Annotated in this window: 23 protein-coding genes; 9 read left to right on the forward strand and 14 right to left on the reverse strand. The window is 72.8% G+C overall.

Features of this window, described 5'->3' with window-relative positions:
- Positions 1-17: 17 nt before the first annotated feature.
- Positions 18-3,551 (reverse strand): DNA polymerase III subunit alpha, encoded by a 3,534-nt coding sequence (gene dnaE / locus ACLQ2U_RS13580; protein ID WP_425750968.1) that lies wholly within the window; start codon positions 3,549-3,551, stop codon positions 18-20.
- A 26-nt stretch (positions 3,552-3,577) separates the two neighbouring features.
- Between dnaE and ACLQ2U_RS13585 the strand changes: the two genes are divergently transcribed.
- The 4 genes from ACLQ2U_RS13585 (at position 3,578) to ACLQ2U_RS13600 (ending at position 5,833) form a co-directional block, all read left to right on the forward strand.
- Entirely contained in the window at positions 3,578-4,093 is a 516-nt protein-coding gene (locus ACLQ2U_RS13585; RefSeq protein ID WP_425750969.1) for a GNAT family N-acetyltransferase, read from the forward strand.
- Between the two features lie 40 nt (positions 4,094-4,133).
- The gene (locus tag ACLQ2U_RS13590; protein ID WP_425750970.1) at positions 4,134-4,322 is read left to right on the forward strand and encodes a hypothetical protein; all 189 of its coding nucleotides are present in this window, start codon (positions 4,134-4,136) and stop codon (positions 4,320-4,322) included.
- Positions 4,323-4,544: 222 nt separating this feature from the next.
- On the forward strand, positions 4,545-4,886 hold the full coding sequence (locus tag ACLQ2U_RS13595; protein WP_425750971.1) for a PadR family transcriptional regulator: 342 nt from the start codon (positions 4,545-4,547) through the stop codon (positions 4,884-4,886).
- On the forward strand, positions 4,883-5,833 hold the full coding sequence (locus ACLQ2U_RS13600; RefSeq protein ID WP_425750972.1) for an HAAS signaling domain-containing protein: 951 nt from the start codon (positions 4,883-4,885) through the stop codon (positions 5,831-5,833). Before ACLQ2U_RS13595 ends, ACLQ2U_RS13600 begins: the two co-directional genes overlap by 4 nt.
- A gap of 48 nt (positions 5,834-5,881) precedes the next feature.
- On the opposite strand, the gene ACLQ2U_RS13605 is transcribed toward ACLQ2U_RS13600, so the two are convergent.
- The 9 genes from ACLQ2U_RS13605 to pgsA all read right to left on the reverse strand — a co-directional run bounded on the left by ACLQ2U_RS13605 (position 5,882) and on the right by pgsA (position 13,455).
- Positions 5,882-6,445 carry a GNAT family N-acetyltransferase gene (locus ACLQ2U_RS13605; protein ID WP_425750973.1) on the reverse strand — a complete coding sequence of 188 codons (564 nt, stop codon included), beginning with the start codon at positions 6,443-6,445 and terminating at the stop codon, positions 5,882-5,884.
- Positions 6,446-6,476: 31 nt separating this feature from the next.
- Positions 6,477-6,902, reverse strand: coding sequence for a hypothetical protein (locus ACLQ2U_RS13610; RefSeq protein ID WP_425750974.1), 426 nt, complete (start codon positions 6,900-6,902; stop codon positions 6,477-6,479).
- A 509-nt stretch (positions 6,903-7,411) separates the two neighbouring features.
- On the reverse strand, positions 7,412-8,164 hold the full coding sequence (locus tag ACLQ2U_RS13615; RefSeq protein WP_425750975.1) for a YebC/PmpR family DNA-binding transcriptional regulator: 753 nt from the start codon (positions 8,162-8,164) through the stop codon (positions 7,412-7,414).
- A gap of 295 nt (positions 8,165-8,459) precedes the next feature.
- Positions 8,460-9,062 carry a pyridoxal 5'-phosphate synthase glutaminase subunit PdxT gene (gene pdxT, locus ACLQ2U_RS13620; RefSeq protein ID WP_425750976.1) on the reverse strand — a complete coding sequence of 201 codons (603 nt, stop codon included), beginning with the start codon at positions 9,060-9,062 and terminating at the stop codon, positions 8,460-8,462.
- A 2-nt stretch (positions 9,063-9,064) separates the two neighbouring features.
- Positions 9,065-9,982 carry a pyridoxal 5'-phosphate synthase lyase subunit PdxS gene (gene pdxS / locus ACLQ2U_RS13625; RefSeq protein WP_425750977.1) on the reverse strand — a complete coding sequence of 306 codons (918 nt, stop codon included), beginning with the start codon at positions 9,980-9,982 and terminating at the stop codon, positions 9,065-9,067.
- A gap of 184 nt (positions 9,983-10,166) precedes the next feature.
- Positions 10,167-10,661, reverse strand: coding sequence for a hypothetical protein (locus ACLQ2U_RS13630; protein ID WP_425750978.1), 495 nt, complete (start codon positions 10,659-10,661; stop codon positions 10,167-10,169).
- A gap of 17 nt (positions 10,662-10,678) precedes the next feature.
- Positions 10,679-11,848 carry a glycosyltransferase family 4 protein gene (locus ACLQ2U_RS13635; protein ID WP_425750979.1) on the reverse strand — a complete coding sequence of 390 codons (1,170 nt, stop codon included), beginning with the start codon at positions 11,846-11,848 and terminating at the stop codon, positions 10,679-10,681.
- Positions 11,849-11,920: 72 nt separating this feature from the next.
- Positions 11,921-12,838 carry a phosphatidylinositol mannoside acyltransferase gene (locus ACLQ2U_RS13640; RefSeq protein ID WP_425750980.1) on the reverse strand — a complete coding sequence of 306 codons (918 nt, stop codon included), beginning with the start codon at positions 12,836-12,838 and terminating at the stop codon, positions 11,921-11,923.
- Positions 12,835-13,455 carry a phosphatidylinositol phosphate synthase gene (pgsA, locus tag ACLQ2U_RS13645; RefSeq protein ID WP_425750981.1) on the reverse strand — a complete coding sequence of 207 codons (621 nt, stop codon included), beginning with the start codon at positions 13,453-13,455 and terminating at the stop codon, positions 12,835-12,837. Before pgsA ends, ACLQ2U_RS13640 begins: the two co-directional genes overlap by 4 nt.
- A gap of 253 nt (positions 13,456-13,708) precedes the next feature.
- Here pgsA and ACLQ2U_RS13650 point away from each other — a divergent pair, with 253 nt between their 5' ends.
- Complete coding sequence (locus tag ACLQ2U_RS13650; protein ID WP_425750982.1) at positions 13,709-15,871, forward strand: elongation factor G-like protein EF-G2; 2,163 nt, start codon at positions 13,709-13,711, stop codon at positions 15,869-15,871.
- Positions 15,872-15,904: 33 nt separating this feature from the next.
- Here ACLQ2U_RS13650 and ACLQ2U_RS13655 read toward each other — a convergent pair whose 3' ends face one another.
- The gene (locus tag ACLQ2U_RS13655; protein ID WP_425750983.1) at positions 15,905-16,963 is read right to left on the reverse strand and encodes an aldo/keto reductase; all 1,059 of its coding nucleotides are present in this window, start codon (positions 16,961-16,963) and stop codon (positions 15,905-15,907) included.
- Positions 16,964-17,030: 67 nt separating this feature from the next.
- Here ACLQ2U_RS13655 and ACLQ2U_RS13660 point away from each other — a divergent pair, with 67 nt between their 5' ends.
- A complete protein-coding gene (locus ACLQ2U_RS13660; RefSeq protein ID WP_425750984.1) occupies positions 17,031-17,519 on the forward strand; it encodes a hypothetical protein in 489 nt (162 codons plus the stop codon).
- A gap of 19 nt (positions 17,520-17,538) precedes the next feature.
- Here ACLQ2U_RS13660 and ACLQ2U_RS13665 read toward each other — a convergent pair whose 3' ends face one another.
- Together ACLQ2U_RS13665 and thrS are read right to left on the reverse strand one after the other, a co-directional pair.
- Positions 17,539-18,051 carry an HIT family protein gene (locus ACLQ2U_RS13665; protein ID WP_425751115.1) on the reverse strand — a complete coding sequence of 171 codons (513 nt, stop codon included), beginning with the start codon at positions 18,049-18,051 and terminating at the stop codon, positions 17,539-17,541.
- A gap of 197 nt (positions 18,052-18,248) precedes the next feature.
- Entirely contained in the window at positions 18,249-20,255 is a 2,007-nt protein-coding gene (gene thrS / locus ACLQ2U_RS13670) for a threonine--tRNA ligase (protein ID WP_425750985.1), read from the reverse strand.
- A gap of 220 nt (positions 20,256-20,475) precedes the next feature.
- On the opposite strand from thrS, the gene ACLQ2U_RS13675 reads away from it, so the two are divergent.
- Positions 20,476-21,471, forward strand: a complete 996-nt coding sequence (locus ACLQ2U_RS13675; protein ID WP_425750986.1) for a DUF1775 domain-containing protein — start codon at positions 20,476-20,478, stop codon at positions 21,469-21,471.
- A 2-nt stretch (positions 21,472-21,473) separates the two neighbouring features.
- On the opposite strand, the gene ACLQ2U_RS13680 is transcribed toward ACLQ2U_RS13675, so the two are convergent.
- Complete coding sequence (locus ACLQ2U_RS13680) at positions 21,474-22,394, reverse strand: ADP-ribosylglycohydrolase family protein (protein ID WP_425750987.1); 921 nt, start codon at positions 22,392-22,394, stop codon at positions 21,474-21,476.
- Positions 22,395-22,467: 73 nt separating this feature from the next.
- On the opposite strand from ACLQ2U_RS13680, the gene ACLQ2U_RS13685 reads away from it, so the two are divergent.
- On the forward strand, positions 22,468-23,157 hold the full coding sequence (locus tag ACLQ2U_RS13685; RefSeq protein ID WP_425750988.1) for a response regulator transcription factor: 690 nt from the start codon (positions 22,468-22,470) through the stop codon (positions 23,155-23,157).
- 29 nt (positions 23,158-23,186) lie between these two features.
- Entirely contained in the window at positions 23,187-24,590 is a 1,404-nt protein-coding gene (locus ACLQ2U_RS13690; protein ID WP_425750989.1) for a HAMP domain-containing sensor histidine kinase, read from the forward strand.
- Positions 24,591-24,701 lie beyond the last annotated feature (111 nt).

The following is a 24,701-nucleotide window of genomic DNA, read 5'->3' on the forward strand; positions in this document are numbered from 1 at the left end:
CGACGTCCCCGGCCCGGTCAGCTGACGTTGGCCGGGCCGAGCACGCTCTTCAGGTCGCCCATCAGCGCGGTGGTCGCCGCCACCCGGAACGGGCCGAGCCGCAGCGTGGTGGTCTTGCCGCCGTTGAGCAGCTTGACGTGCACCTCGGTGTCGCCGGGGTGCAGCACCAGGGTCTCCTTGAGCCGTTCCACCAGCGGCGGCGTGCACCGGTGCACCGGGATGGTGAGGGTGACCGGCTTGTTGGCCGGGTTGCTGCTGACGTCCGGCATGGACATGTCCATCGCCATGATCCGAGGGGTGTCGTCGCGACGGTCCACCCGCCCCTTGACCACCACGATGGCGTCCTCGGCGATGTACTGCCCGATCACCTCATAGGTGTTGGGGAAGAACAGCGTCTCCACCCCGCCGGCGAGGTCCTCCAGGGTGGCCGACGCCCAGGCCCGGCCCTGCTTGGTGACCCGGCGCTGCACGCCGGAGAGGATGCCGGCCAGGGTGACCACGGCGCCGTCGGGGACGGTGCCCTCCTCCGAGAGCGCGGCGATGGTGGTGTCGGCCGCCGCGCCGAGGACGTGCTCCAGGCCGAAGAGCGGGTGGTCGGAGACGTAGAGGCCGAGCATCTCCCGCTCGAAGGCGAGCTTGTCCCGCTTGTCCCACTCGCTGTCGCCGATCACCGGCATCACCGTGGTGCTGCCGCCGGTGTCGGCGTCGCCGAAGCCGGCGCCGAAGAGGTCGTACTGGCCGACGGCCTCCTTGCGCTTGACGTCCGCGAAGGCGTCGATCGCGTCGGCGTGCACGGCGAGCAGCCCCTTGCGGGTGTGCCCGAGCGAGTCGAAGGCACCAGCCTTGATCAGCGATTCGATGGTCTTCTTGTTGCAGACCACCGCGTCCACCTTGGACAGGAAGTCGTAGAAGTCGGCGTAGTCGCCCTTCCCCTCCCGGCACCGCATGATCGAGGCGACCACGTTGGCGCCGACGTTGCGTACCGCGGCCAGGCCGAACCGGATGTCCTTGCCGACCGGGGTGAACGGCCCGGCGGAGGTGTTCACGTCCGGCGGCAGCACCTGGATCCGCATCCGTCGACACTCGGACAGATAGAGCGCCATCTTGTCCTTGTCGTCGCCCACGGAGGTGAGCAGCCCCGCCATGTACTCGGCCGGGTAGTGCGCCTTGAGGTACGCGGTCCAGTAGGAGACCAGCCCGTACGCGGCGGAGTGCGCCTTGTTGAACGCGTACCCGGCGAACGGGACCAGGACGTCCCACACCGCCTGGATCGCCTCGTCGGAGTAGCCGCGCTCGCGGCAACCGTCCCGGAACGGGATGAACTCCTTGTCGAGGATCTCCTTCTTCTTCTTGCCCATCGCCCGGCGCAGCAGGTCGGCCTGGCCGAGGGTGTAGCCGGCGAGGATCTGCGCGGCGCGCTGCACCTGCTCCTGGTAGACGATCAGGCCGTGGGTGGGGGCGAGGATCTCCCGCAGCGGCTCCTCCAGCTCCGGGTGGATCGGGGTGATCTCCTGGAGGCCGTTCTTGCGCAGCGCGTAGTTGGTGTGCGAGTCGACACCCATCGGACCGGGCCGGTAGAGCGCCAGAACGGCGGAGATGTCCTCGAAGTTGTCCGGCTTCATCAGCCGCAGCAGCGAGCGCATCGGCCCGCCGTCGAGCTGGAACACGCCCAGCGTGTCGCCCCGGGCGAGCAGGTCGTACGCGGCCTGGTCGTCCAGCGCCAGGGCCAGCAGGTCGAGCTGCTTGCCGTGGTTGAGCTCGATGTTCTTGACCGCGTCGTCGATGATGGTCAGGTTGCGCAGGCCGAGGAAGTCCATCTTCAACAGCCCGAGCGACTCGCACGTCGGGTAGTCGAACTGGGTGATGATCGCCCCGTCGGCGTCCCGGCGCATCAGCGGGATGTGCTCGATGATCGGCTCGGCGGACATGATGACTCCGGCGGCGTGCACGCCGGTCTGCCGGATCAGCCCCTCGATGCCCTTGGCGGTGTCGATGACCTTGCGGACGTCCGGGTCCGACTCGTACAGGCCCCGGATCTCGCCGGCCTCCGCGTAGCGGGAGTGCTTCGGGTCGAAGATGCCGGTGAGCGGGATGTCCTTGCCCATCACCGCCGGCGGCATCGCCTTGGTGATCCGGTCGCCCACGGCGTACGGGAAACCGAGCACCCGGGCCGAGTCCTTGATCGCGGCCTTCGCCTTGATCGTGCCGAAGGTCGCGATCTGGGCGACCTTGTCCTCGCCCCACTTGTCGGTGACGTACTTGATCACCTCGCCGCGCCGACGCTCGTCGAAGTCGATGTCGACATCCGGCATCGAGACGCGCTCGGGGTTGAGGAACCGCTCGAAGATCAGTCCGTGCTGGATCGGGTCGAGGTCAGTGATGCCCAGGGCGTACGCGACGAGCGAGCCGGCGGCCGAGCCGCGGCCCGGACCCACCGCGATGCCCTGGCTCTTGGCCCACTGGATGAAGTCGGCGACCACGAGGAAGTACGACGGGAAACCCATCTGGTTGATGACGCCCAGCTCGTACTCCGCCTGGACGACGTGCCCCTCCGGGATGCCGCCCGGGTAGCGGCGGGCCAGACCGGCGAAGGTCTCCTTGCGGAACCAGGACTCCTCGGTCTCCCCCTCCGGCACCGGGAAGCGGGGCATCAGGTTGTGGAACTCGAACATCCCTGTCGGGTCGACCTTCTCGGCGACCAGCAGGGTGTTGCGGCAGCCCTGCTGCCACAGCTCGGAGGAGTCGACCGCCCGCATCTGCTCGGCGGACTTGATGAAGTAGCCGCCGCCCTCGAACCGGAACCGGTTGGGGTCGTCGATGTTGCTGCCGGTCTGCACACAGAGCAGCACGTCGTGCGCGGTGGCCTGGGCCTCGTGGGTGTAGTGCGAGTCGTTGGTGACCACCGGCGGGATGTCGAGCTTGCGGGCGATCTCGGTGAGCCCGTCGCGGACCCGGCGCTCGATCTCCAGGCCGTGGTCCATGATCTCCAGGAAGTAGTTCTCCTTGCCGAAGATGTCCTGGTAGCTCGCCGCGACCTTGAGGGCCTCGTCGAACTGGCCCAGCCGCAGCCGGGTCTGCACCGCGCCCGAGGGGCAGCCGGTGGTGGCCATGATGCCCTCGGCGTGCTCGGCGATCAGCTCCATGTCCATCCGGGGCCACTTGACGTAGTGGCCCTCCATCGAGGCGCGCGAGTTGAGCGTGAAGAGGTTCTGCAGGCCGGTCTTGTTCCGCGCCCACATGGTCATATGGGTGATCGCGCCGTTACCGGAGATGTCGTCTTTCTTCTGCTCCGGCCGGCCCCACTTCACCCGCGCCTTGTGATAGCGCGACTCCGGCGCCACGTACGCCTCGACGCCGAGGATCGGGGTGATGCCGGCGGCCATCGCCTGCTTGTAGAAGTCGTTCGCGCCGTGCATGTTGCCGTGGTCGGTGATCGCGACCGCCGGCATGCCGAGCCGGTTGGCCTCGGCGAAGAGGTCCTTGAGCCGGGCCGCCCCGTCGAGCATCGAGTACTCAGTGTGCACGTGCAGATGCGCGAACGAATCGCCCATGCAGAGCGCCCCCCCCGGGTCGGATCATGGGTTGGTCAAGGCCGTCGGCCCACCCTACCGAGATCCGATCAGGGCCGGCGAGAGCCGCGCGGGGCAGACCTCGGAACAGGTGGCGGACGTCTCCTCCGGCAAATCCGGTTGCCCTGTCGCGTGCCGTCTGGTGGCCTGTCCGCGACCGACCGCCCGCCCACGACCAGGAGGCCGGATGCTCACCGGAGGACTCGTACGACTGCGCCCGTTGGAGCCGGAGGACGCGGCGACGGTGTTGCGGTGACGCGGAACTGGACATCTCTCTGGGCGAGAAGGTCTGCTGGGGGCGTGGTTACGGCACCGAGGCCATGCGGCTGATCTGCCGGTACGGCTTCGACAAGATGCGGCTGCACCGGATCAGCCTCTGGGTGGCCGACGAGAACGCCGCGGCGATCCGCGTCTACACCAAGGTCGGCTTCGTCGAGGAGGGCCGGGCCCGGGAGTCGTTCCGCCGCGACGGCCGGTGGCACGACATGATCATGATGGGCCTGCTGGAGGGCGAACTGCGCTGACTCCGTTCCGCCAGGCGGGACGCGACGACGTGGGGCCGGCATGCCCCTCGGAGACGACATCGACGCCCTGGCCCGGTCCGCCGCGCAGGGCGACCGGGCGGCGTTGGACGCCCTGCTTGTCGAGGTGCGGCCGGACGTGCTGCAACTCTGCGCCCGGTTCCTGCCGCCCCGGGAGGACGCCGAGGAAGCCACCGTCGTGCTGACCTTGCTCCGCCCGACCGCGCTATAGGCCCCCGGCAACCGGCTGCCTCACGCCTCCCGTTGGGAGGCGTGGGGCAGTTCCGTCCCAGGCTCCCCGATGGACGGCGCCGGTCCGGCCTGGGCAGGAGAGTCGCCCAGGCCGTGGCCCCGAGGGCGGTAGCGGACCTGCCGGTCCTCGCCGGCTTCCCAGGGGCGGACACGATGATGTTCTGGTAGACATTAGTGTGTGCCACACAGTACAGTGTGACGCATGGTGAGTGATGAGCTTCTGCGGACGCACCTCCAGGAGCTGCGCCGCGGCACGGTCGTGGTGGCGAGCCTGGTCGCGCTGCGTCGCCCCGACTACGGCTACGCGCTGCTGCAACGACTCACGGACCACGGCTTCCCGGTGGACGCCAACACGCTCTACCCGCTGCTGCGGCGCCTGGAGGAACAGGGCCTGCTGACCAGCGAGTGGAACACCGAGGAGAGCCGGCCGCGCAAGTTCTACCGGACCAGCGACGAGGGCGGGTTGATGCTGCGCCGACTCCTCGACGACCTGGCCGCCGTGCAGACCTCCATGACCGGGCTGATCGAAGGAGCCGACCGATGACCACCCTGACCGACCGCTACCTCGCCGCGACCCTGCGCTCTGTACCCGCCGCGCGCCGGGGGGAGATCGCCACCGAGTTGCGGGCCTCGATCGAGGACATGATCGAGGGCCGCTCGGCCGGCGGGCAGGACACCACCAGCGCCGAGCGGGAGGTGCTCACCGAACTGGGCAACCCGGCGCAGCTCGCCGCCCGCTACGCCGACCGCCGGTTGCAGCTCATTGGCCCAACCTATTACCTCGCCTGGGAACGGCTGCTCAAGCTGCTGCTCAGCTTCGTACCGGCGACCGTCGGCGTCGTGGTCGGCCTGGTCGAGGCGACCGCCGGGGACAACGCCGGCGGGGCGATCGGGGCCGGCATCGCCAGCGCCCTCCAGGTGGCGGTCCAGATCAGCTTCTGGGTCACCCTGGTCTTCGCGGTGCTGGAACGGACCAACACCCCGCTGTGCCTGCCCGAGTGGAGCGTCGACCAACTCCCGGAGGGACCGGTCGACCGGCAGATCACCCTGACCGACGCCGCCGCCGCGATCGCCTGGCTGACGCTCGCTATCGCGTACCTGCCATGGCAGCACTTCCAGTCCTGGGTCTTCGACGACGAGGGCCGCAACCTGCCGATCCTCGACCCGGCGTTGTGGAGCATCTGGCTCCCGTTCCTGCTCGCCGTGCTGGTCGCCACCGTGGCCCTGGAGGTCGCCAAGTACCGCGCCGGTCGGTGGACGTGGCCGCTCGTCGCGGTCAACGCGCTGCTGGACCTGGCGTTCGCGGTGCCGGTGGCCTGGCTGATGCTGACCGACCGGCTCCTCAACCCGGACTTCGTGCAGCGCTTCGAATGGCTTCGGCAGGCCGACCACCTCGACGCCGTGGCCAACCTGGTGGTCGTCGGCACGACGCTGGTCGTGCTCTGGGACATCGTCGACAGCGTGGTGAAGGCCCGCCGCCACAACGCCTGACGAGGCCGCCCGGCCCGGCGCCCACGGGGGCGCCGGGCCGGGCGCCGTTCAGCGCGGAAGGGCCCGCCACTCCCGGGCCAGCAGGGCGTACACCGCCTCGTCCGCCCACTCCCCCTTGACGCACTCGTTCTCCCGCAGGTGTGCCTCCCGGCGCATGCCGAGCCGTTGCAGCAGGCGGGCCGAGGCGGTGTTGCGGGCATCCAGCCGGCCGACGATCCGGTGCAGGTCCAGCTCGTCGAAGCCGAGGCGCAGCATCGCCCGGGCGGCCTCGGTGGCGTACCCCCGGCCGGCATGGTCGGGGTGGAAGACGTACCCGATCTCGCCCTGCCGGTGCGCGGCGCTGGTCCAGGTCAGCACCACGTCGCCGACCAGGGTCCCGGTCCGGCGCACCACCACCGCCAGGCAGAGCACGTCGCCCTCCGCGCGCAGGGCGGTACGCCGGCACTTCGTCGCCAGCGTCGCCCGGGTCGTGGCCTCGTCCTCCGCCGCGAACAACAGGTAGCGGGTCACGTCGGCGCGGGACCGGTAGGAGTGCAGGGCGGGGAGATCAGCCGGGGTGAAGGCGCGCAGGTCAAGGCGTTCGGTGCGCACCGGGAGATCAGGAACCAGCATGCCGGCAGGCTACGGGCGGGGCCCGTGACCGTCACCCCGGTTCGCCGGCGGGCCCGCGGCGCGCGCCGGTCAGCAGGGAACGGTGTCCCAGCTCTCCGGCAGCCGCGGCGCCGTCCAGGACGGGTCGGGACGCCAGGACGCCCAGCCCTCGTCCCACCAGCGCTGTCCCGCGTCGAGCAGGGCGGCGATCCGGTCCCCCTCGCCGCGGATCGCAGGGGCGCTGGAGCATCAGCTTGCCGTGCCCGGACCAGGCGGTGTGCTCCGCGGTCTGCCACGGGTGCCGGCCGCAGGGGAAGGTGCCGTGCTCCGGGAAGCCGAACTCCGCCCCCGGCGGCAGGTAGAGCGCGAGCAGGTCGGCGGAGTCCTCGACGCAGACGGTCGGACAGCCGAACCAGACCTCGCCGCGCAGGATCTCCCGCCGGACGACCACGTCGCCCGGCGCGAACCGCTTCTCCATCGGACCACCGCTCCCCCGTGCTCGACGAACGATCCGCCGACGAGGGTACGGGTTCCGCGGTGGCGCCCCCGAGGGACGGACGGCGCCCGGCGCGGTGCGACCCACCGACAGCATGCCGCGAGCACCCACAACGGATTCCCACCGCACCTACGAGAACCCGGGCCGGCCCGAGACACCGGACCAGCCAGAACTGCGACCTGGACTTCCCGTTCCCGACCCTGGTCGGCCCGCCCACCCGACCTGCCGGCCCGATGCCTGCCGTGGAAGGCGTCGGACCGACAGCCGCTACCCTGTCTGTCACGGATCGAGGTGAGGCGATGAGGTGGCGGCACGGCCTCGCGCTGGCGGACGTCTGCGTCGTGGTGGTCCTGGCCCTCCGGCCGCGAGCCCGGCGTCGTGGTCGTCGGCCTGCTCGGGAAGGCGGACTGGTGGTTGAAGGTGGAGCGCGGCCCCTGAACGCGCCCGGACGGATCCGGACGGGTCAGCGGCCGCGCGCGCTCCACACCCGATCAGGCGTCGACGGCGGCCATGACGTCGTCAGAGACGTCGAAGTTCGCGTACACGTTCTGCACGTCGTCGCAGTCCTCGAGGACGTCGATCAGCTTGAAGACCTTGCGGGCGCCCTCCTCGTCCAGCGGCACGTTGACGCTGGGGATGAGGGGGGACTCGGCCGACTCGTACTCGATGCCGGCGTCCTGCAGGGCGGTGCGGACCGGGATCAGGTCGGTCGGCTCGGAGACCACCTCGTACGCCTCACCGAGGTCGTTGACCTCCTCGGCGCCGGCGTCGAGGACCGCCATCATCACGTCGTCCTCAGTGGTGTCGGCCTTGGGGACGATCACCACGCCCTTCCGGGAGAACATGTACGACACCGAGCCGGCGTCGGCGAGCGAGCCGCCGTTGCGGGTCAGCGCGGTGCGGACCTCGGTCGCGGCCCGGTTGCGGTTGTCGGTGAGGCACTCGATGAGCATCGCCACGCCGTTGGGACCGTAGCCCTCGTACATGATGGTCTGCCAGTCGGCGCCGCCGGCCTCCAGGCCGGAGCCTCGCTTGACCGCGCGGTCGATGTTGTCGTTCGGTACCGAGTTCTTCTTGGCCTTCTGGATGGCGTCGTAGAGCGTCGGGTTGCCGGCCGGGTCACCACCGCCGGTCCGCGCCGCCACCTCGATGTTCTTGATCAGCTTGGCGAACATCTTGCCGCGCTTGGCGTCGATGACGGCCTTCTTGTGCTTGGTGGTCGCCCACTTTGAGTGGCCGGACATCTCGTACCTCCGTCTGTCATTCCACGCCTACGTCGACTGCCCGCGCCGACTCCACGCCGTAACCGGCGACAGGACGGCCGGTCGGCTCCGCGTGGACGGCTGCGGCGGGCGATGGCCCTGCCGAACCGCGGCAATCCTACCGAGGTCGTGCCCCGGCATGTCACACCCGGCACCCGTCCGGGCGGCCTCGGGGCACCCGAGCCACAGAGAAGACAACCCCCGCGGACCGGAAACATGCCCGTCCGACATGCGCGAGGGGGCCCTTCCGGTCCGGAAGGGCCCCCTCGCGCATCGCTCAGGCGGCGCGCACCAGCTCCACGAAGTAGCGGTGCAGCCGCAGGTCGCCGGTGAGCTCCGGGTGGAACGAGGTGGCCAGCAGGTTGCCCTGCCGGACCGCCACGATCCGCTCCGCGGCCGGGCCCTCAGTCACCCGGCCCAGCACCTCGACGCCCTCGCCGACCCGCTCGACCCACGGCGCCCGGATGAACACCGCGTGGAACGGCTCGCCCTCGACGCCGGTGATCTCCACCGGCGCCTCGAACGAGTCGACCTGCCGGCCGAACGCGTTGCGCCGCACCGTCATCTCGATGCCGGCGAAGCCGCGCTGGTCGGGCCGGCCGTCCAGGACCTCGGTGGCCAGCATGATCATGCCGGCGCAGGAGCCGTAGACCGGCATCCCACCGGCGATCCGCTTGTCGATCGGCTCGCGCATCTCGAAGATGTCGGCGAGCTTGCTGATGGTGGTGGACTCGCCGCCGGGGATGACCAGCCCGTCGACCGCGTCAAGCTCGGCCGGACGGCGTACCGGGCGGGCGTCCGCGCCGGCGCCGGCCAGGGCCGCGACGTGCTCGCGGACGTCGCCCTGGAGCGCGAGCACACCGATGGTGGGCCCGCCCATCGTCACCAGCCCCGCTCGGCCAGCCGGTGCGGCTGCGGGATCTCGTCGACGTTGATGCCGACCATCGCCTCGCCGAGACCGCGGGAGACCTTGGCCAGCACGTCCGGGTCGTCGTGGAAGGTGGTGGCCTTGACGATCGCGGCGGCGCGCTGGGCCGGGTTGCCGGACTTGAAGATGCCGGAGCCGACGAAGACGCCCTCGGCGCCGAGCTGCATCATCATGGCGGCGTCGGCCGGGGTGGCGATGCCGCCCGCGGTGAAGAGCACCACCGGCAGCTTGCCGGTCCCGGCGACCTCCTTGACCAGCTCGTACGGCGCCTGGAGCTCCTTGGCGGCGACGAACAGCTCGTCGGCCGGCAGTGAGCTGAGCCGGGCGATCTCCTGCCGGATCTTCCGCATGTGCATGGTGGCGTTGGAGACGTCGCCGGTGCCGGCCTCGCCCTTCGAGCGGATCATGGCGGCGCCCTCGGTGATCCGGCGCAGCGCCTCACCCAGGTTGGTCGCGCCGCAGACGAAGGGGACCGTGTAGGCCCACTTGTCGATGTGGTTGGCGTAGTCGGCCGGGGTCAGCACCTCGGACTCGTCGATGTAGTCGACGCCGAGGGACTGGAGGATCCGCGCCTCGACGAAGTGGCCGATCCGCGCCTTGGCCATCACCGGGATGGAGACGGCGTTGATGATGCCGTCGATCATGTCGGGGTCGCTCATCCGGGACACGCCGCCCTGGGCGCGGATGTCGGCGGGCACCCGCTCCAGCGCCATGACGGCGACGGCGCCGGCGTCCTCGGCGATCTTGGCCTGCTCGGCGTTGACCACGTCCATGATCACGCCGCCCTTGAGCATCTCGGCCATGCCGCGCTTGACGCGGGCGGTGCCGACGACGGAGGTGGCGTTGGCGTTCGGGGAGGTGGTGTCGGGCACGGGTTATCGCTCCTCGGACGTGCTCGGGGGGTGGCTACGGCTCATGCTACGACGGGGTCAACGCCGGGCCGACAGCCAATCAGACCCACGGTGGCCTGCGATGTGGCAGTCATCACCCGCCGGTGGACCCCGTGGTGGGATCCGGCGAACCGGACAGCGCGGACAGTCGGGGACGCGGCGGACGTCAGCCCGCGGGAACGTCGGCGGGGACGGCGACGGTCGGGTCGTCGATGTCGAAGTAGCGGGGCCACTCGTGTCGCCGCCCCATCCGGAACAGCCGCACCACCGGCCGGCTGCGGGCCGTGCGGGCGTCCCGGACCAGGTCGGTGTGCAGCTGCCGGGCCAGGGCCAGCCGCCGGCTGGCCGCGATCACCGACTCGCAGGCCGGGTCGGTCGGATCCAGCCGGACCACGCGCAACTGCCGGGTCAGGTCGTTCTCGGCGGCCTCGCGCTCCTCGGGAGCGGCGTCCAGGGCGATCCGCGCCGCGGCGTACAGCTCCACGCCGTACCGCCGCTCGGCCAGCACCGCGGCGGCCGCCGCGCGGCGCAGCAGGTGCGCCTCCAGGGCTCGGGCCGCCGACTCCGCGCGGGTCTGCAGCCGCTCGACCCGGCCGGCCGTCCAGATCAGGTACGCCGCGACCAGGCCGACGACCAGCGTCGCGACCACCACCCACCACATGTGCGGCATCGTAGTGGTCACACCGCCCCGCCCAGCCCCACCCACTCCTGGTCCATGACCCGGCCGTCGGTCGCCTCGATGGCCGCCGCGTACACCTCCACGACCCGGCGGGCGACCACTGGCCAGTCGTAGTGGGCGACCACCTGGTCGCCGCAGGCGGTCAGCGCGGCCCGCCGGTCAGGGTCGTCGAGCAGCTCGGCGAGCGCGTCGCGCAGCCCCGCCGGGTCCCCGGTCGGGAAGAGCCGGCCGGCCCGCCCGCCGTCGAGCACCCGGCGGAACGCGTCGAGGTCGCTGGCGACCACGGTGGTGCCCGCCGCCAGGGCCTCGGTGAGGATCATCCCGAAGGACTCCCCGCCGGTGTTCGGCGCGACGTAGAGGTGCACGCTGCGCAGCATCCGGGCCTTGTCCGGCTCGGAGACCATGCCCAGGAAGGTCACCCGGTCGCGCAGCTCGGCCGGGAACCGACCGTACAGGTCGTCCCGGTCCCCCGGCCCGGCCACCAGCAGACGCAGTCCGGGCCGGTGCGGGGCGAGCGCCACGAAGGCGTCCCGCAGGATCGGGAAGCCCTTGCGCGCCTCGGTGAACCGGCCGAGGAAGCCGAGCGTGCCGCCGCTGCCCGGGGCACACTCCCCCGGCCAGCCGGGCAGCGGCTCCACGCCGGCGAACTTGGCCACCGCCACCCCGTTGGGGATCTCCACCGCGCCGCCGTCCATGTGCTCGACCTGGACCTTGCGGGCCAGCTCGCTGACCGCGATCCGGGCGGTGATCCGCTCCAGCAGGATCTGCAGCGCGCCCTGCGCGGCGGCGAGCACCCGGGAGCGGGTCATCGCGGTGTGGAAGGTGGCCACCACCGGGCCGCGGGCGCAGAGCACGGCCAGCATCGACAGGCTCGGGGTCAGCGGCTCGTGCACGTGCAGCACGTCGAAGTCGCCCCGGGTGATCCAGCGCCGGACCCGGGCGGTGGAGACCGGGCCGAACGCGATCCGGGCCACCGAGCCGTTGTACGGCAGGGGCACGGCCCGCCCGGCCGACACCACGTACGGCGGCAGCGGCGAGTCCTCGTCCGCCGGGGCCAGCACGCTCACCTGGTGGCCGAGCCCGATCAGCGCCTCGGCCAGGTCCATGACGTGGTTCTGCACGCCACCGGGGACGTCGAAGGAGTACGGGCACACGATGCCGATCCGCACGCGTCAACGCCTCTCGTTCACGCCTGCGGGGCTCCGCCGCGCCGCGCTGCTCGCGCTCACCGCGCCTCCCCGTCAGGCCGTACCCGTGGCAGGCGTGGTGACCGGCTGGTCCCGCCACATCCGCTGCAACATGTGCCAGTCTTCCGGATGCCGGGCGATGCCCGCCGCCAGACCGTCGGCAATCCGCTGGGTCACCATCCTGACCCGATCGTCCAGCGGTGCGCCGTCCGGGTCCGGCAGCGGCAGCGGGCCCTCGAGCGAGGCGCACGCGGCGTCCGGTTCGTACCACATCGAGGTCACGTAGAGCGGGGCGCCGGTGCGGATGGCCAGCAGCGCGGGGCCGGCCGGCATCCGGGTCCGGCCGCCGAAGAAGTCGACCTCGATCCCGCGGGCGGAGAGGTCCCGGTCGGCGAGCAGTGGCACCACCGCCCCGGCCCGCAGCCGGTCGACCAGCACATCGAAGGCGGGGCGCTCACCGCCGTGGGTGGGCACGATCTCCATGCCCAGGCTCTGGCGGAAGGCGAGGAAACGCTCGTAGACCGCCTCGGGCTTGAGCCGCTCGGCGACCGTGGTGATCGGCCAGCCGGTGGCGGCCACCCAGGCGCCGGCGGCGTCCCAGTTGCCGGCGTGCGGGAGCGCGACCACCGCGCCCCGCCCGGAGGCCACGTCGGCGGCGAGCCGGTCCACCCCGGCCGGGTCCAGCCGGAAGCCGGCGAGGATCTGCTCCCGGCTCAGCGCGGGCAGCCGGAACGCCTCCATCCAGTACCGGGCGTACGAGCGCAGGCCGCGCTTGACCAGCGCGTCCAGCTCGGCCTCGGGCAGCTCGGGGCCGACCACCCGGCGCAGGTTGGCGCGCAGTCGGGCCGTACCCCCGCCGCCGGCGCGGTGGGCGCGGTCGGCGCCCGCCCGGAAGGCCGCGGCCACCACGGGCCGGGGCAGCGCCCGGACCAGGCGCCAGCCGGCCACGTAGCCCAGCTCGGTGAGGTTCACTCCTGGCCGACCGGCTGGGCCTGCCGGTACACGTGCGCCATCCGCTGCCCGACCGTGAAGATCGAGACGGCGGCGAGCAACCAGAGCGCGATCTCCAGGGCCAGCGGCACGCCGAAGCCGGTGAGCAGGCCGCCCACCCCGACGATCAGCAGCCGCTCGGTGCGCTCGGCGATGCCCACGTTGCAGGTCATGCCGAGCCCCTCGGCGCGGGCCTTGACGTAGGAGACCAGCCCGCCGGCAGCCAGGCAGAGCAGCGCGGCGGCCACCCCGGCGTGGTCGCCCTCGGTGGCCAGCCAGTACGCGACCGCGCCGAAGACGGCGCTGTCGGCGACCCGGTCCATGCTCGAGTCCAGGAAGGCGCCGAACCGGGTGGAGCCACCGCTCATCCGGGCCATCGTCCCGTCGAGCAGGTCGGTGAGCGCGAAAACCGTGACAATCAGGGCACCGGCGACCAGGTGGCCGCGGGCACCGAAGCCGAGGGCACCGACGAGCACGCCGACGGTGCCGGTCACGGTGACCGCGTTGGGGGACACACCCGCGCGGAGCAGACCGCGCGCGACCGGCTCCACGACGCGGGTCATCCCCGCGCGGGCCGTTACTTGGAAGATCTTCGCCATGGCGGTCCCACGATAACGGCCGGCAGCGGCGGGCGATACGGCCGGTCGTCCGACCCGCCCGGCGGATGCTTGTGCCGGGTCGGCAACGGGTGTGAGATCGAGCGTGCGAGGTGAGCCAGCTCACCGACCCGCCCGTTGAGTATCCGTCGTCCAGCAGACCACCGGAGGATATCGCCGCGGCACCCGCCCGGGCCCGCTTCCCCGTCGCGCGCGGCGGTCGCCACCTACCACCGGCTGAGGGAGGTGCGCCGCGATGGCGCAGAAAAATCACGAGAAGGGTGTCACCGGCGGCGCGCCGGTGGTGACCAAGCCCGACAGGGTCCGCAACGTCGTGCTCGTCGGGCACTCCGGTGCCGGCAAGACCACCCTGGTCGAGACGCTGCTCGCGGCCAGCGGCACGATCGGCCGGGCCGGCACGATCGCCGACGGCACGACGATCAGCGACCACGACCCGGCGGCCGTACGCCAGCAGCGTTCGGTCAGCCTCGCCTGCGCCCCGCTGATGCACCGGGACGTCAAGATCAACCTCCTGGACACTCCCGGCTACGGCGACTTCGTCGGCGAGCTGCGGGCCGGCCTGCGGGCCGCCGACGCGGCGCTGTTCGTGGTCTCGGCGGCCGACGGGATGGACGCCGCCACCGCCGCCCTCTGGGAGGAGTGCGCCGCGGTCGACATGCCGCGCGCCGTCGCGCTGACCCGGCTGGACCACCCGCGGGCCGACTTCGACGAGGCGGTGGCGCTCTGCCAGCGGGTCTTCGGCGACAACGTGCTCCCGCTCTACCTGCCGATGCTCGGCGACGACGGCGAGTCGGTGGTCGGACTGATGGGGCTGATCACCCGGCGGGTCTTCGACTACACGAACGGGCTGCCCGCGACGGTGCGCGAACCGGACCCGGAGCACCTGCCGGCCATCCTGGAGGCCCGCGACGAGCTGATCGAGGGGATCATCGCCGAGAGCGAGGACGAGACCCTGATGGACCGCTACCTCGGCGGCGAGGAGATCGACACCGAGGTGCTGATCACCGACCTGGAGAAGGCGGTCGTCCGGGGCCACTTCTACCCGGTGGTGCCGGTCTGCGCGGAGACCGGCGTCGGCCTGGACGTGCTGCTGGACGGCCTGGTCTCGGCGTTCCCGTCGCCGCTGGAGCACGACGTGCCCGCGGTGACCGGGGTGGACGGCTCGCCCCGACCCCCGCTGAGCTGCGACCCGGCAGGCCCGCTGGTCGCCGAGGTGGTCAAGACCACCGTCGACCGGCACGTCGGGCGGGTCTCCCTGGTCCGGGTCTTCTCCGGCACGCTCCGCCCCGACCTGGTGGTGCACGTCTCCGGGCACGGCATGGCCGAGCGCGGGCACCCGGACCACGACGCCGACGAGCGGGTCGGACACATCTACAGCCCGCTGGGCGCGAGCCTGCGCGAGGTGCCGCTCTGCGTCGCCGGCGACATCTGCGCGATCACCAAGTCGGGCAGCGCGGAGACCGGCGACACCATCTCCACCAAGGACGAGCCGCTGCTCATCGCGCCCTGGGAGATGCCCGAGCCGCTGCTGCCGGTGGCGATCGTGGCGAAGAGCCGGGCCGACGAGGACGCCCTGGCCCGCAACCTGGCCCGGCTGGTGGCCGGCGACCCCACGCTGCGGCTGGAGCGCAACCCGGAGACCCACCAGCTGGTGCTCTGGTGCATGGGCGAGGCGCACGCCGACGTGGTGCTCGACCGGCTGCGCAGCGGCGGCGTCGAGCTGGAGACCGAGCCGGTCCGGGTGTCCCTGCGGGAGACGCTGACCGCCCCCGCCAAGGGGCACGGGCGGCACGTCAAGCAGTCCGGCGGGCACGGCCAGTACGCGGTCTGCGACATCGAGGTGGAGCCGCTGCCGCGCGGCGCCGGCTTCGAGTTCGTCGACAAGGTGGTCGGCGGGGCCGTCCCGCACAACTACATCCCGTCGGTGGAGAAGGGCGTCCGGGCGCAGATGGAGCGCGGCCTGGTCGCCGGCCACCCGGTGGTGGACCTGCGGGTGACCCTCGTCGACGGCAAGGCGCACAGTGTGGACTCCTCCGACGCGGCGTTCCAGACCGCCGGCGCCCTCGCCCTGCGGGACGCCGCGGAGAAGGGGCAGCCGGCGCTGCTGGAACCGGTGGACGAGGTGGTCGTCCGGGTCGCCGACTCCTCGGTCGGTGCGGTGATGGGTGACCTCTCCGGCCGGCGCGGCCGGGTGCTCGGCACCGAGCCGGACCCGGACGCCGAGGGGCGCAGCCTGGTCCGCGCCGAGATCCCCGCCACGGAGCTGCTCCGCTACGCGGTCGAGCTGCGCTCGATGACCGCCGGCACCGGCAGCTTCCGCCGCGAGTTCGCCCGCTACGACCCCATGCCCGCCCACCTCGCCGACCAGGCCCGCAAGGAACACACCACGCGTTCCTGACCTCCCGCCGCCCCACCCCCACCCGCCGGGGGGTCAGGGGCGGGCGGCGGGGATCGGCGGCATGGGCCAGTAGGGGCGGTCGGCCTCGCGGAGGGCGGCGGTGCGCAGGGCGGCGAGCTGGCGCTCGACCTCGGCGAAGTGGTCAGGGGCGAGCGGGCCGCGGCGCAGGGCGGCGACGTTCTCCTCGACCTGGGCGACCGTGCGGCAGCCGGGGATCGGCACCGTGCGACCGCTGCGGGTCCAGATCCAGCCCAGCGCCCCCTGGGCCAGCGTCCGGCCGTCGGCGGTCAACGCGCCGCGGACCGCCGCGACCCGGCGCAGCCACTCGGGCGCCGGCCGGCCGCCGCGGAACCACTCCAGCCAGGTCGGCGCGCTGCCCCGCACGTCGTCGCGGGGCAGCGTGGAGCCGGTCGTGTACTTGCCGGTGAGCAGCCCCATCCCGAGCGGGCCCCGATTGACGCTGGCCAGGTCGTGCTTGTCGCAGGCGTCCAGCATGGCCGGGGCGTCCCGCAGCACCGAGAGGCTGTGCTGCACGGCGGTGGCGTGCGGCGCCGCCTGGGCGAAGGTGGCCGCCCGGTCGGCCCGGTCGGTGCTCCAGCCGTACGCCCGGACCAGCCCGTCGGCGACCAATACCTCCAGGGTGTCGACCAGCGCCTCCACCCGCGGCAGCGGCAGGTCGCCCAGGTGCAACTGGTAGAGGTCGATCCGGTCGGTGTCCAGCCGGCGCAGCGAGTCGGTCACCGCCCGGCGCAGGTACGCCGGGGAGGTGTCCTCGCCGGTGGCCTGCCGGGACCGCTCGTCGAAGGTGTAGCCCCACTTGGTGGCGATCACCGCCTCGTCCCGCCGGCCGGCGAGCGCCCGGCCGAGGATCCGTTCGCCGTGCCCGGCCCCGTACGTGTCGGCGGTGTCGAAGAGGGTCACGCCGAGGTCGAGCGCCCGGCGGACGGCCCGGACCGACTCCTCGTCGTCGACCGCGCCCCACCCCAACGGCTGGGTGCCCTCGGCCCAGGGACCACCGATCGCCCAGCACCCCATGCCGAGGGCGCTGACCTCGATGCCGCTGCGCCCCAACGTCCGTGTCGTTCCTGCCATCGACGCATCGTGCCACCTCCAGCGCGCTGGACGGCAAGAACGTCGCTCATCGTGCATGATCGACGACATGCGACGGCTGGGCGTGGATGTCGGCGGGGTGATCATCGAGCGGAGCGAGGGCACCGACGACACCTCGTTCTTCGGCCCGAACTACCTTCGTACGCCGCCGGTGGCGGGGGTGTTCGAGGCGCTGGCCGAGCTGGTCCCGCGCTTCGACGAGGCGTACGTGGTCAGCAAGTGCGAAGAGCCGACCGAGCGGCGTACCCGGGAGTGGCTGGCGCACCACGACTTCCACGCCCGCACCGGGATCGGGCCGGAGCGGCTGCACTTCTGCCGGACCCGGCCGGAGAAGGGGCCGATCGCCGCGCAGCTGGGTCTGACCCACTTCGTCGACGACCGGCTGGAGGTGCTCGGCCACCTCGACACCGTGCCGTACCGCTACCTGTTCCGGCCCCGGCAGGACGAGGTCGACGCGTACGCGGCGCAGCTGGCCGGCGTACGCCGGGTGGAGAGCTGGCCGGAGCTGGTGGCCGCGCTGCGCGACCGGCCGGCGTGACCCCGCAGGTCGCGGACGGTCACGCCGGCCAGGCCTTGGCGAGCAGCTCGCGGGTGTCGGCGAGCAGCTGCGGCAGCACCTTCGTCCGGCCGATCACCGGCATGAAGTTGGCGTCGCCGCCCCAGCGCGGCACCACGTGCTGGTGCAGGTGGGCGGCGATGCCGGCGCCGGCCACCCCGCCCTGGTTCATCCCCAGGTTGAACCCGTGCGCGCTGCTGACGTGCCGGATCACCCGCATCGCGGCCTGGGTGAACACGCCCAGCTCGATGGTCTCGGCCGGGTCGAGCTCGGTGTAGTCGGCGACGTGCCGGTACGGGCAGACCAGCAGGTGACCCGGGTTGTACGGGTAGAGGTTGAGCACCACGAAGACGTGCTCGCCCCGGGCCACCACCAGGCTCTCCTCCGCCGGCCGCCCCGGCGCCAGGCAGAACGGGCAGCCGGTGGGCTTCTCGTAGCCGCCCTCGGGCCGGTCCTCGCCGGAGATGTAGGTCATCCGGTGCGGCGTCCAGAGCCGGTCCAGCCCGTCCGCCAAGCCGTTGTCCGCACCGTCGTCGACGTGCCGTTCCACCCCAGTCACATCGCCGATCCTACGGTCACCGCAGCGGATCCCACCCGTCCGCACCGGCCGGCCAGGTCCGTGGGGTCAGCCGGGCGGCCTGCTCCGGGGTGAGTTCCGGGCCGCGCCGGCGCCCGGGCCGGTGTCGGCGTGCGTAGCGCCGGCAACGCGTCTCAACTCTCCGCGGAGGGGCCCGAGTTGGTGCGCGAGCTGACCACGTCGAGCACGTGCGTGACCGCCTCGGCCATCGGCACCCCGTTGCGCTGCGAGCCGTCCCGGTAGCGGAACGACACCGTGCCGGCGGCCACGTCGTCGTCGCCGGCGATCACCATGAACGGGATCTTCTGCTGCTGCGCGGTGCGGATCTTCTTCTGCATCCGGTCGTCACCCGCGTCCACCTGGGCCCGGATCCCCTCGGCGCGCAGCGCCGCGACGAAGCCGTGCAGGTAGTCGGTGTGGTCCTCGCGGATCGGGATGCCGACCACCTGAACCGGTGCCAGCCAGGCCGGGAACGCGCCCGCGTAGTGCTCGGTCAGCACGCCGAAGAAGCGCTCGATCGAGCCGAACAGCGCCCGGTGGATCATCACCGGCTGCTGCCGGGTGCCGTCGGCGGCCTGGTACTCCAGGCCGAACCGCGCCGGCTGGTTGAAGTCGACCTGGATGGTGGACATCTGCCAGGTCCGGCCGATGGCGTCCTTGGCCTGCACCGAGATCTTCGGGCCGTAGAAGGCCGCGCCGCCCGGGTCCGGCACCAGGTCCAGCCCGGAGGACTCGGCGGCGGTGCGCAGCGCCTCGGTCGCCTCCGCCCAGTCGTCGTCCGACCCGATGAACTTCGGCGAGTCGTCCCGGGTGGACAGCTCCAGGTAGAAGTCGTCCAGGCCGTAGTCGCGCAGCAGGTCCAGCACGAACGTCAGCAGCGTCGACAGCTCGCCGGGCATCTGCTCCCGGGTGCAGTAGATGTGCGAATCGTCCTGGGTCAGGCCGCGCACCCGGGTCAGGCCGTGCACCACACCCGACTTCTCGTACCGGTAGACGGTGCCGAACTCGAAGAACCGCAGCGGCAGCTCCCGGTAGGACCGCCCGCGCGCCCTGAAGATCAGGTTGTGCATCGGGCAGTTCATCGCCTTGAGGTAGTACTCCGCGCCCTCCAGCTGCATGGGCGGGAACATCGTGTCGGCGTAGTACGGCAGGTGACCCGAGGTCTCGAAGAGCTGCGCCTTGGTGATGTGCGGGGTGTTGACGAACTCGTACCCGGCCGCCTCGTGCCGACGCCGCGAGTAGTTCTCCATCTCCCGCCGGATGATGCCGCCCTTGGGGTGGAACACCGCCAGGCCGGAGCCGATCTCGTCGGGGAAGCTGAACAGGTCAAGGTCCGCGCCGAGCTTGCGGTGGTCGCGCCGGGCGGCCTCCTCCAGGAGCTTCAGGTACGCCTTGAGCTCGTCCCGGGTCGGCCACGCGGTGCCGTACACCCGCTGCAGCTGCGGGTTCTTCTCCGAACCACGCCAGTAGGCGGCGGCCGAGCGCATCAGCTTGAACGCGCCGATCAGCCGGGTGTTCGGCAGGTGCGGGCCCCGGCACAGGTCCGACCAGCAGACCTTTTCCTCCTTGGCGTCGAGGTTGTCGTAGATGGTCAGCTCGCCGCCGCCCACCTCCATCACCTCGGAGCTGTCCAGCCCCTCGCCCTTGACGTCGATCAGCTCCAGCTTGAACGGCTCGTCGGCCAGCTCGGCCTTCGCCTCGTCCAGGCTGCGGAAGCGCCGCCGGCGGAACCGCTGGCCGGACTTGATGATCTCCTGCATCCGCTTCTCGAGTTTGGCGAGGTCGTCCGGCTGGAACGGCTTGTCGACGTCGAAGTCGTAGTAGAAGCCGTTCCCGATCGGCGGACCGATGCCGAGCTTCGCCTCCGGGAAGACGTCCTGCACGGCCTGGGCGAGCACGTGCGCGGTGGAGTGGCGCAGCACGTTCAGCCCGTCCGGCGAGTCGAGGCTGACCGGCTCGACCGTGGTCTCCTCGGCCGGCTTCCAGTCGAGGTCGCGCAGTACGCCCTGCGGGTCACGGACGACCACGATCGCCTTGGGGCCGTTGGCGGGCAGCCCGGCCGCGGCCACCGCGTCGGCCGCCGTGGTCCCGGCGGCGACGACGACGGGGTCGGCCACGACGGGGGTACGGGGTGCGGACACGGTGACTCCTCAGCTGCAGACGGTACGAGTGGGCCGGGTTCCGGCTCCCTGCGATGCTATCGGTCGCCCCTTTTCGCCCGGTCGTCGGGAAAGGGGCGGCCCGCCGTGTCGCGCGCGCCACGATTCCTCGGGCGCGGATTGAACCTTTCCGGCCCCCCGTCCGAACTACCGGGTGTGGCCGGAGCCGGTGCCGGCCGCCTCGAGACGGATGGGGGCACGGATGACGACGACCCGGATCGGCAACCGTCGGAGCCGGACCGCACTCGTCCTGGCCGCGGCGGTGGCCGGGGTGCTGGGCTGGCCGGGTGCGGCGCTCGCGGCGGGCGTGACGACCACGCCGACCCGGGCCTCGCAGGGCGACGCGGTGGAGCTGACCCTGGTGGTGCCGGAGGAGCGGCCGGGCGCGCGCACCGAGAAGATCGAGTTCAAGCTCCCCGCCGACGCCCCGATCGGTGAGGTCTACCCGCTGTCGGTGAACGGCTGGGCGCCGCTGATCACCACCCGTACGCCGGAACGACCGGTGGCCGGCATCCACGGCTTCAGCGTCGACACGGTGACCGCCTCGGTGATCTGGACCCGGGCGGGCGGGGGCGACGCCGGTCCGGCCCGACTCGCCGTCGCCATGGGCCCGCTGCCGCAGGCCGACGCGATGCGCTTCGAGGTCGTGCAGACCTACTCGGACGGCACGGTGGTGTGGTGGGCCGATCCGGCCGGTGGCGGGCACCCGGCCCCGACGCTGGCCCTGCTGCCGGCGGCCCCCGGGGCGGCGACCGGGCACGGCCACGGCGCCACCGGCGCGACGGCCGACCCCGGCACGGCGGTCGGGGACCACGCCGGGATGGCCGGGACGGGCACCGCGCCCCGGGACGCCGGCACCCCGGCGGACGGCGACGGGCCGAGCGCGGACCTCCTGCTCGGCGGGGTGCTGCTGGTCGGCCTGGGCGGCGGCGCGGCGATCGGCTGGGTGGCGAGCCGCGGGCGCCGGCGCGGCACGCCGGGCGACCCGACCGACGACGGGGCGGCCGCCGACGCGACGCCCGAGGTGGCCGCCGGGGAGCACTCGGCGTGGACCTTCGACGGCCGCATGCCGGGCCCGGCCGGCACCGCGGACGGCCGGGCCGGCACGGACGCCACGGCGGACGGCACGGACGCGGCGGAGACCAACGCCACGGCGGACGGCACCGCGGCGGCGGCGCAGCCGGCGGGATCGCGCTGAGTTCAGCCGAGCCAGTCCGGCAGCGGCTCCCGGGCCGACAGCCAGCCGTCCGGCACGCCGCCCGGGGTACCGACCCCGGTGTGCGCGGCCACCACCGCACCGGCGATGGCCGCCGTGGTGTCGACGTCCCCGCCCGCCTCGACGCAGGCCCGGATCGCCGCCGGATAGTCCTCGAGGTGGGAGGCGGCCACCCAGAGGGTGAAGGCCACCGTGTCCTGGGCGGTCACCCGGGAGCCGTTGCCCAGCGCCTCGACGGCCTCGGCGAGCGGCCGGCCGAGCACCCCGGCCGCGCGCCGTACCCGGCGGTGCACCTCGGCGGCCGGGTCGAGCGCGGTCGCGACCGCGGCCAGCAGTCGCGCCGGCTCGGGCCGTACCCCGTCCAGCCGGGCCCGGGCGGCCAGCGAGGCGGCGACGGCCACCGCGACCGCGCCGGCGATCCCCTCCGGGTGGGCGTGGGTGACCTCGGCGGAGGCCCGGGCCTGCGCCGCCGCCCGGGTGGCCGAGTCGGCGAACCAGGCGCCGAGCGGGCCGACCCGCATCGCCGCGCCGTTGCCGCAGGAGCCCTGCCCGTCGAACGCGGAGGCGGCCGCCACCGGCCACGGGGTGCCGGTACGGATCAGCCGCAGGATCGTCACGGCGCCCGGCCCGTAGCCCCGGTACGGCTCGCAACGCTCGGCGAAGGCGAGCGCCAGCCGGTCCCGGTCGAGCTGGCCGTGCTCGGCGAGCTCGGCCACCACCGAGCAGGCCATCTCGGTGTCGTCGGTCCACTGCCAGGGCGGCGGCGGGAGCCGCCCGGCCGCGAAATCCTCCGGCCGGCGGCCGGGAACGAAGAACTGCGACCCCAGCGCGTCGCCGACGGAGAGGCCGGCGAGGCTGTCCCGGGCCAGCGCCGCCCGGGAGTCGGAAAAGAGGGTGAAGGACATCGTCGTGCCAGCTTGCCCGGTTCCCGGGGATGCCGCAACGCGATCAACTTGCCACGGGCAGTACGGTTCTGACGTGGCCACCGTGCTCCTGGTCGAAGACGACCACGTCGTACGCGGCGCGATGCTGCGGTCCCTCAGCGAGCGGGGGCACGCCGTGCACGCCGTCGGCACGGCGTTGGACGCGCTGCGCCGGGTCGCCGCCGAGACCCCGGACCTGGTCGTGCTCGACCTCGGCCTGCCCGACCTGGACGGCTCGGACGCGCTGCGGATGCTGCGCGGCATCACCGACGTACCAATCATCATCGCCACCGCCCGTGACGACGAGCAGTCAGTGGTCCGGCTGCTGCGCGCCGGGGCGGACGACTACATGGTCAAGCCGTTCACCGGCGCCCACCTCGACGCGCGGATCACCACCGTGCTGCGCCGGACGGGCCGGGCCAGCCGGACGGTGCAGCCGGCGGTGCACGCCGTGGGCGGCCTTCGGGTGGACGTCGGCGAGCGCAGCGCGGTGCTCGACGGGGAGCCGTTGGCGCTGACCCGCAAGGAATTCGACCTGCTGGCGTATCTCGCCGCACGACCCGGCCGGGTAGTGTCCCGGCGGGAGCTCTTGGAGGAGGTATGGCGGCAACCGTCGGTCGGCGAGGACCAGACCATCGACGTTCACCTCTACTGGCTACGGCGCAAAATGGGCGAGTCCGCGGCGAAGCCGCGCTACCTGCGCACCGTGCGGGGGGTGGGCTTCCGGCTGGTGGCCCCGGACTGAGGCTGGCGCTGGCCTACCTCACGGCCGGCATGTGCGCGCTGGTCGCGCTGGCGTTCCTGATTCCGCTCGGGGTGAGCCTGCGCGACGAGGTCCGCAGGGAGGCGCTGGCGGACGCGGCCCGGCGCGGCGCGATGGTCACCGGGGCGCTGGCGGTCAGCACCGACCCGGCGGCCGTGCGGCGGGCCGTGGAGGCCAGCGGCGACGACCCGGCCACCCGGCCGGTGGTGCACGGCCTCGTCGCCGACGAGTCCGCCGGCCGGGCCCCGGCCACCGACCTCGACCGGGCCCGCAACGAGAAGCGGTCGGTGGTCACCGACGTCGACGGCGGGGTGCTCCGCCTCGACCCGGTGGTGCTCGACGACAAGATCGCCGTGGTCGAGGTCTTCGTCCCGGCGTCCGCCCTCGACGAGGGGGCCGACGGCACCTGGCTGCTGCTGGCCGGGGTGGCCGTGGCGCTGGTCCTCGCCGCCGTGATCGTGGTCGACCGGGTGGCGGCCCGCGCGGTCGACTCCACCCGCGGTCTGGTCACGGCCGCCCTGGCCGTCGGCGACGGCGACCTCGGCGTACGGGTGGAGCCGATCGGTCCGCGCGAGCTGGCCGAGGCCGGGTACGCGTTCAACCGGATGGCCGACCGTCTCGTCGCCGCCCGCACCGACGAGCGGGAACTGGTGGCCGACCTGTCGCACCGGCTGCGCACGCCGCTGACCGTGCTGCGGCTGGACGCCGAGGGGCTGGACTCCGACGACACCAGCGTCGGCTCGTTCACCGCGGCCGAGCTGGACCGGCGGCGCACGATCCGGCGGATCCGGCAGGCGATCGTCACCCTCGAGGGCGAGATCGACGTGCTGATCAAGACGACCCGCAAGGCGGTCGCGCACGAGGCCGGGCCGGCCGAGTGCGACGTCAGCGAGGTGGTCCGGGACCGGATGGTGTTCTGGGCCGCCCTGGCCGGCGACCAGAACCGGCCGCACCGGGTGAGCGGCGCTCAGCTGCGCATCCCCGCCCTGGTCCCCCGTGCCGAGCTGGCCGCCGCGCTGGACGCGGTGATCGGCAACGTCTTCCGCTACACCCCGCAGGGGACCGCGTTCGAGGTGGCGGTCTCCCGCCGGGACGGGTACGTGGCGATCCGGATCGACGACGCCGGTCCGGGGATCGCCAACCCGGACCGGGCGCTGCGCCGGGGCGCCAGCGACCAGGGCTCGACCGGGCTGGGCCTGGACATCGCCAAGCGGGTCGCGTTGCAGGCCAGCGGCTCGGTGAGCATCGACCGGGCCCGGCTGGGCGGGGCCAGCGTGGTGATGCTGCTGGCCGACCCGGAGGCGACGCCCCGGCAGGTCAACCGGTTCGGGCTGGTCGGCAGGATGGCCCGGGAGGCCCGGGAGCAGAAGACCGGCGGCCGCCGGTGGCCCCGGCAGCGCCGCTCCGACGGCTGACTCTCCGGCCGCGACCGGGCCCGGCTGTGGGCGGGCGCAAGTCTTCCTTAGATCCGGATTAACGACGGCGGCGTAGCCGTCGTGAGCTGGCATGATCAGGCCAGAACCCAT

Origin of the sequence: Micromonospora sp. DT47 (assembly GCF_049844475.1) — a bacterium.
Classification (GTDB): Bacteria; Actinomycetota; Actinomycetes; order Mycobacteriales; family Micromonosporaceae; genus Micromonospora.

Excerpts from the sequence above, each read along its gene's own strand:
- ACLQ2U_RS13600 (WP_425750972.1), top strand. The coding sequence starts at position 4,883 with ATGACCACCCTGACCGACCGCTACCTCGCCGCGACCCTGCGCTCTGTA.
- pdxT (WP_425750976.1), bottom strand. The coding sequence starts at position 9,062 with ATGGGCGGGCCCACCATCGGTGTGCTCGCGCTCCAGGGCGACGTCCGC.
- ACLQ2U_RS13615 (WP_425750975.1), bottom strand. The coding sequence starts at position 8,164 with ATGTCCGGCCACTCAAAGTGGGCGACCACCAAGCACAAGAAGGCCGTC.
- ACLQ2U_RS13610 (WP_425750974.1), bottom strand. The coding sequence starts at position 6,902 with ATGGAGAAGCGGTTCGCGCCGGGCGACGTGGTCGTCCGGCGGGAGATC.
- ACLQ2U_RS13675 (WP_425750986.1), top strand. The coding sequence starts at position 20,476 with ATGACGACGACCCGGATCGGCAACCGTCGGAGCCGGACCGCACTCGTC.
- ACLQ2U_RS13690 (WP_425750989.1), top strand. The coding sequence starts at position 23,187 with ATGTGCGCGCTGGTCGCGCTGGCGTTCCTGATTCCGCTCGGGGTGAGC.
- ACLQ2U_RS13630 (WP_425750978.1), bottom strand. The coding sequence starts at position 10,661 with ATGTGGTGGGTGGTGGTCGCGACGCTGGTCGTCGGCCTGGTCGCGGCG.
- ACLQ2U_RS13655 (WP_425750983.1), bottom strand. The coding sequence starts at position 16,963 with ATGGCAGGAACGACACGGACGTTGGGGCGCAGCGGCATCGAGGTCAGC.
- ACLQ2U_RS13680 (WP_425750987.1), bottom strand. The coding sequence starts at position 22,394 with ATGTCCTTCACCCTCTTTTCCGACTCCCGGGCGGCGCTGGCCCGGGAC.
- ACLQ2U_RS13660 (WP_425750984.1), top strand. The coding sequence starts at position 17,031 with ATGCGACGGCTGGGCGTGGATGTCGGCGGGGTGATCATCGAGCGGAGC.
- ACLQ2U_RS13595 (WP_425750971.1), top strand. The coding sequence starts at position 4,545 with ATGGTGAGTGATGAGCTTCTGCGGACGCACCTCCAGGAGCTGCGCCGC.
- ACLQ2U_RS13590 (WP_425750970.1), top strand. The coding sequence starts at position 4,134 with ATGCCCCTCGGAGACGACATCGACGCCCTGGCCCGGTCCGCCGCGCAG.
- ACLQ2U_RS13585 (WP_425750969.1), top strand. The coding sequence starts at position 3,578 with ATGGGTTGGTCAAGGCCGTCGGCCCACCCTACCGAGATCCGATCAGGG.
- ACLQ2U_RS13650 (WP_425750982.1), top strand. The coding sequence starts at position 13,709 with ATGGCGCAGAAAAATCACGAGAAGGGTGTCACCGGCGGCGCGCCGGTG.
- ACLQ2U_RS13605 (WP_425750973.1), bottom strand. The coding sequence starts at position 6,445 with ATGCTGGTTCCTGATCTCCCGGTGCGCACCGAACGCCTTGACCTGCGC.
- dnaE (WP_425750968.1), bottom strand. The coding sequence starts at position 3,551 with ATGGGCGATTCGTTCGCGCATCTGCACGTGCACACTGAGTACTCGATG.
- pgsA (WP_425750981.1), bottom strand. The coding sequence starts at position 13,455 with ATGGCGAAGATCTTCCAAGTAACGGCCCGCGCGGGGATGACCCGCGTC.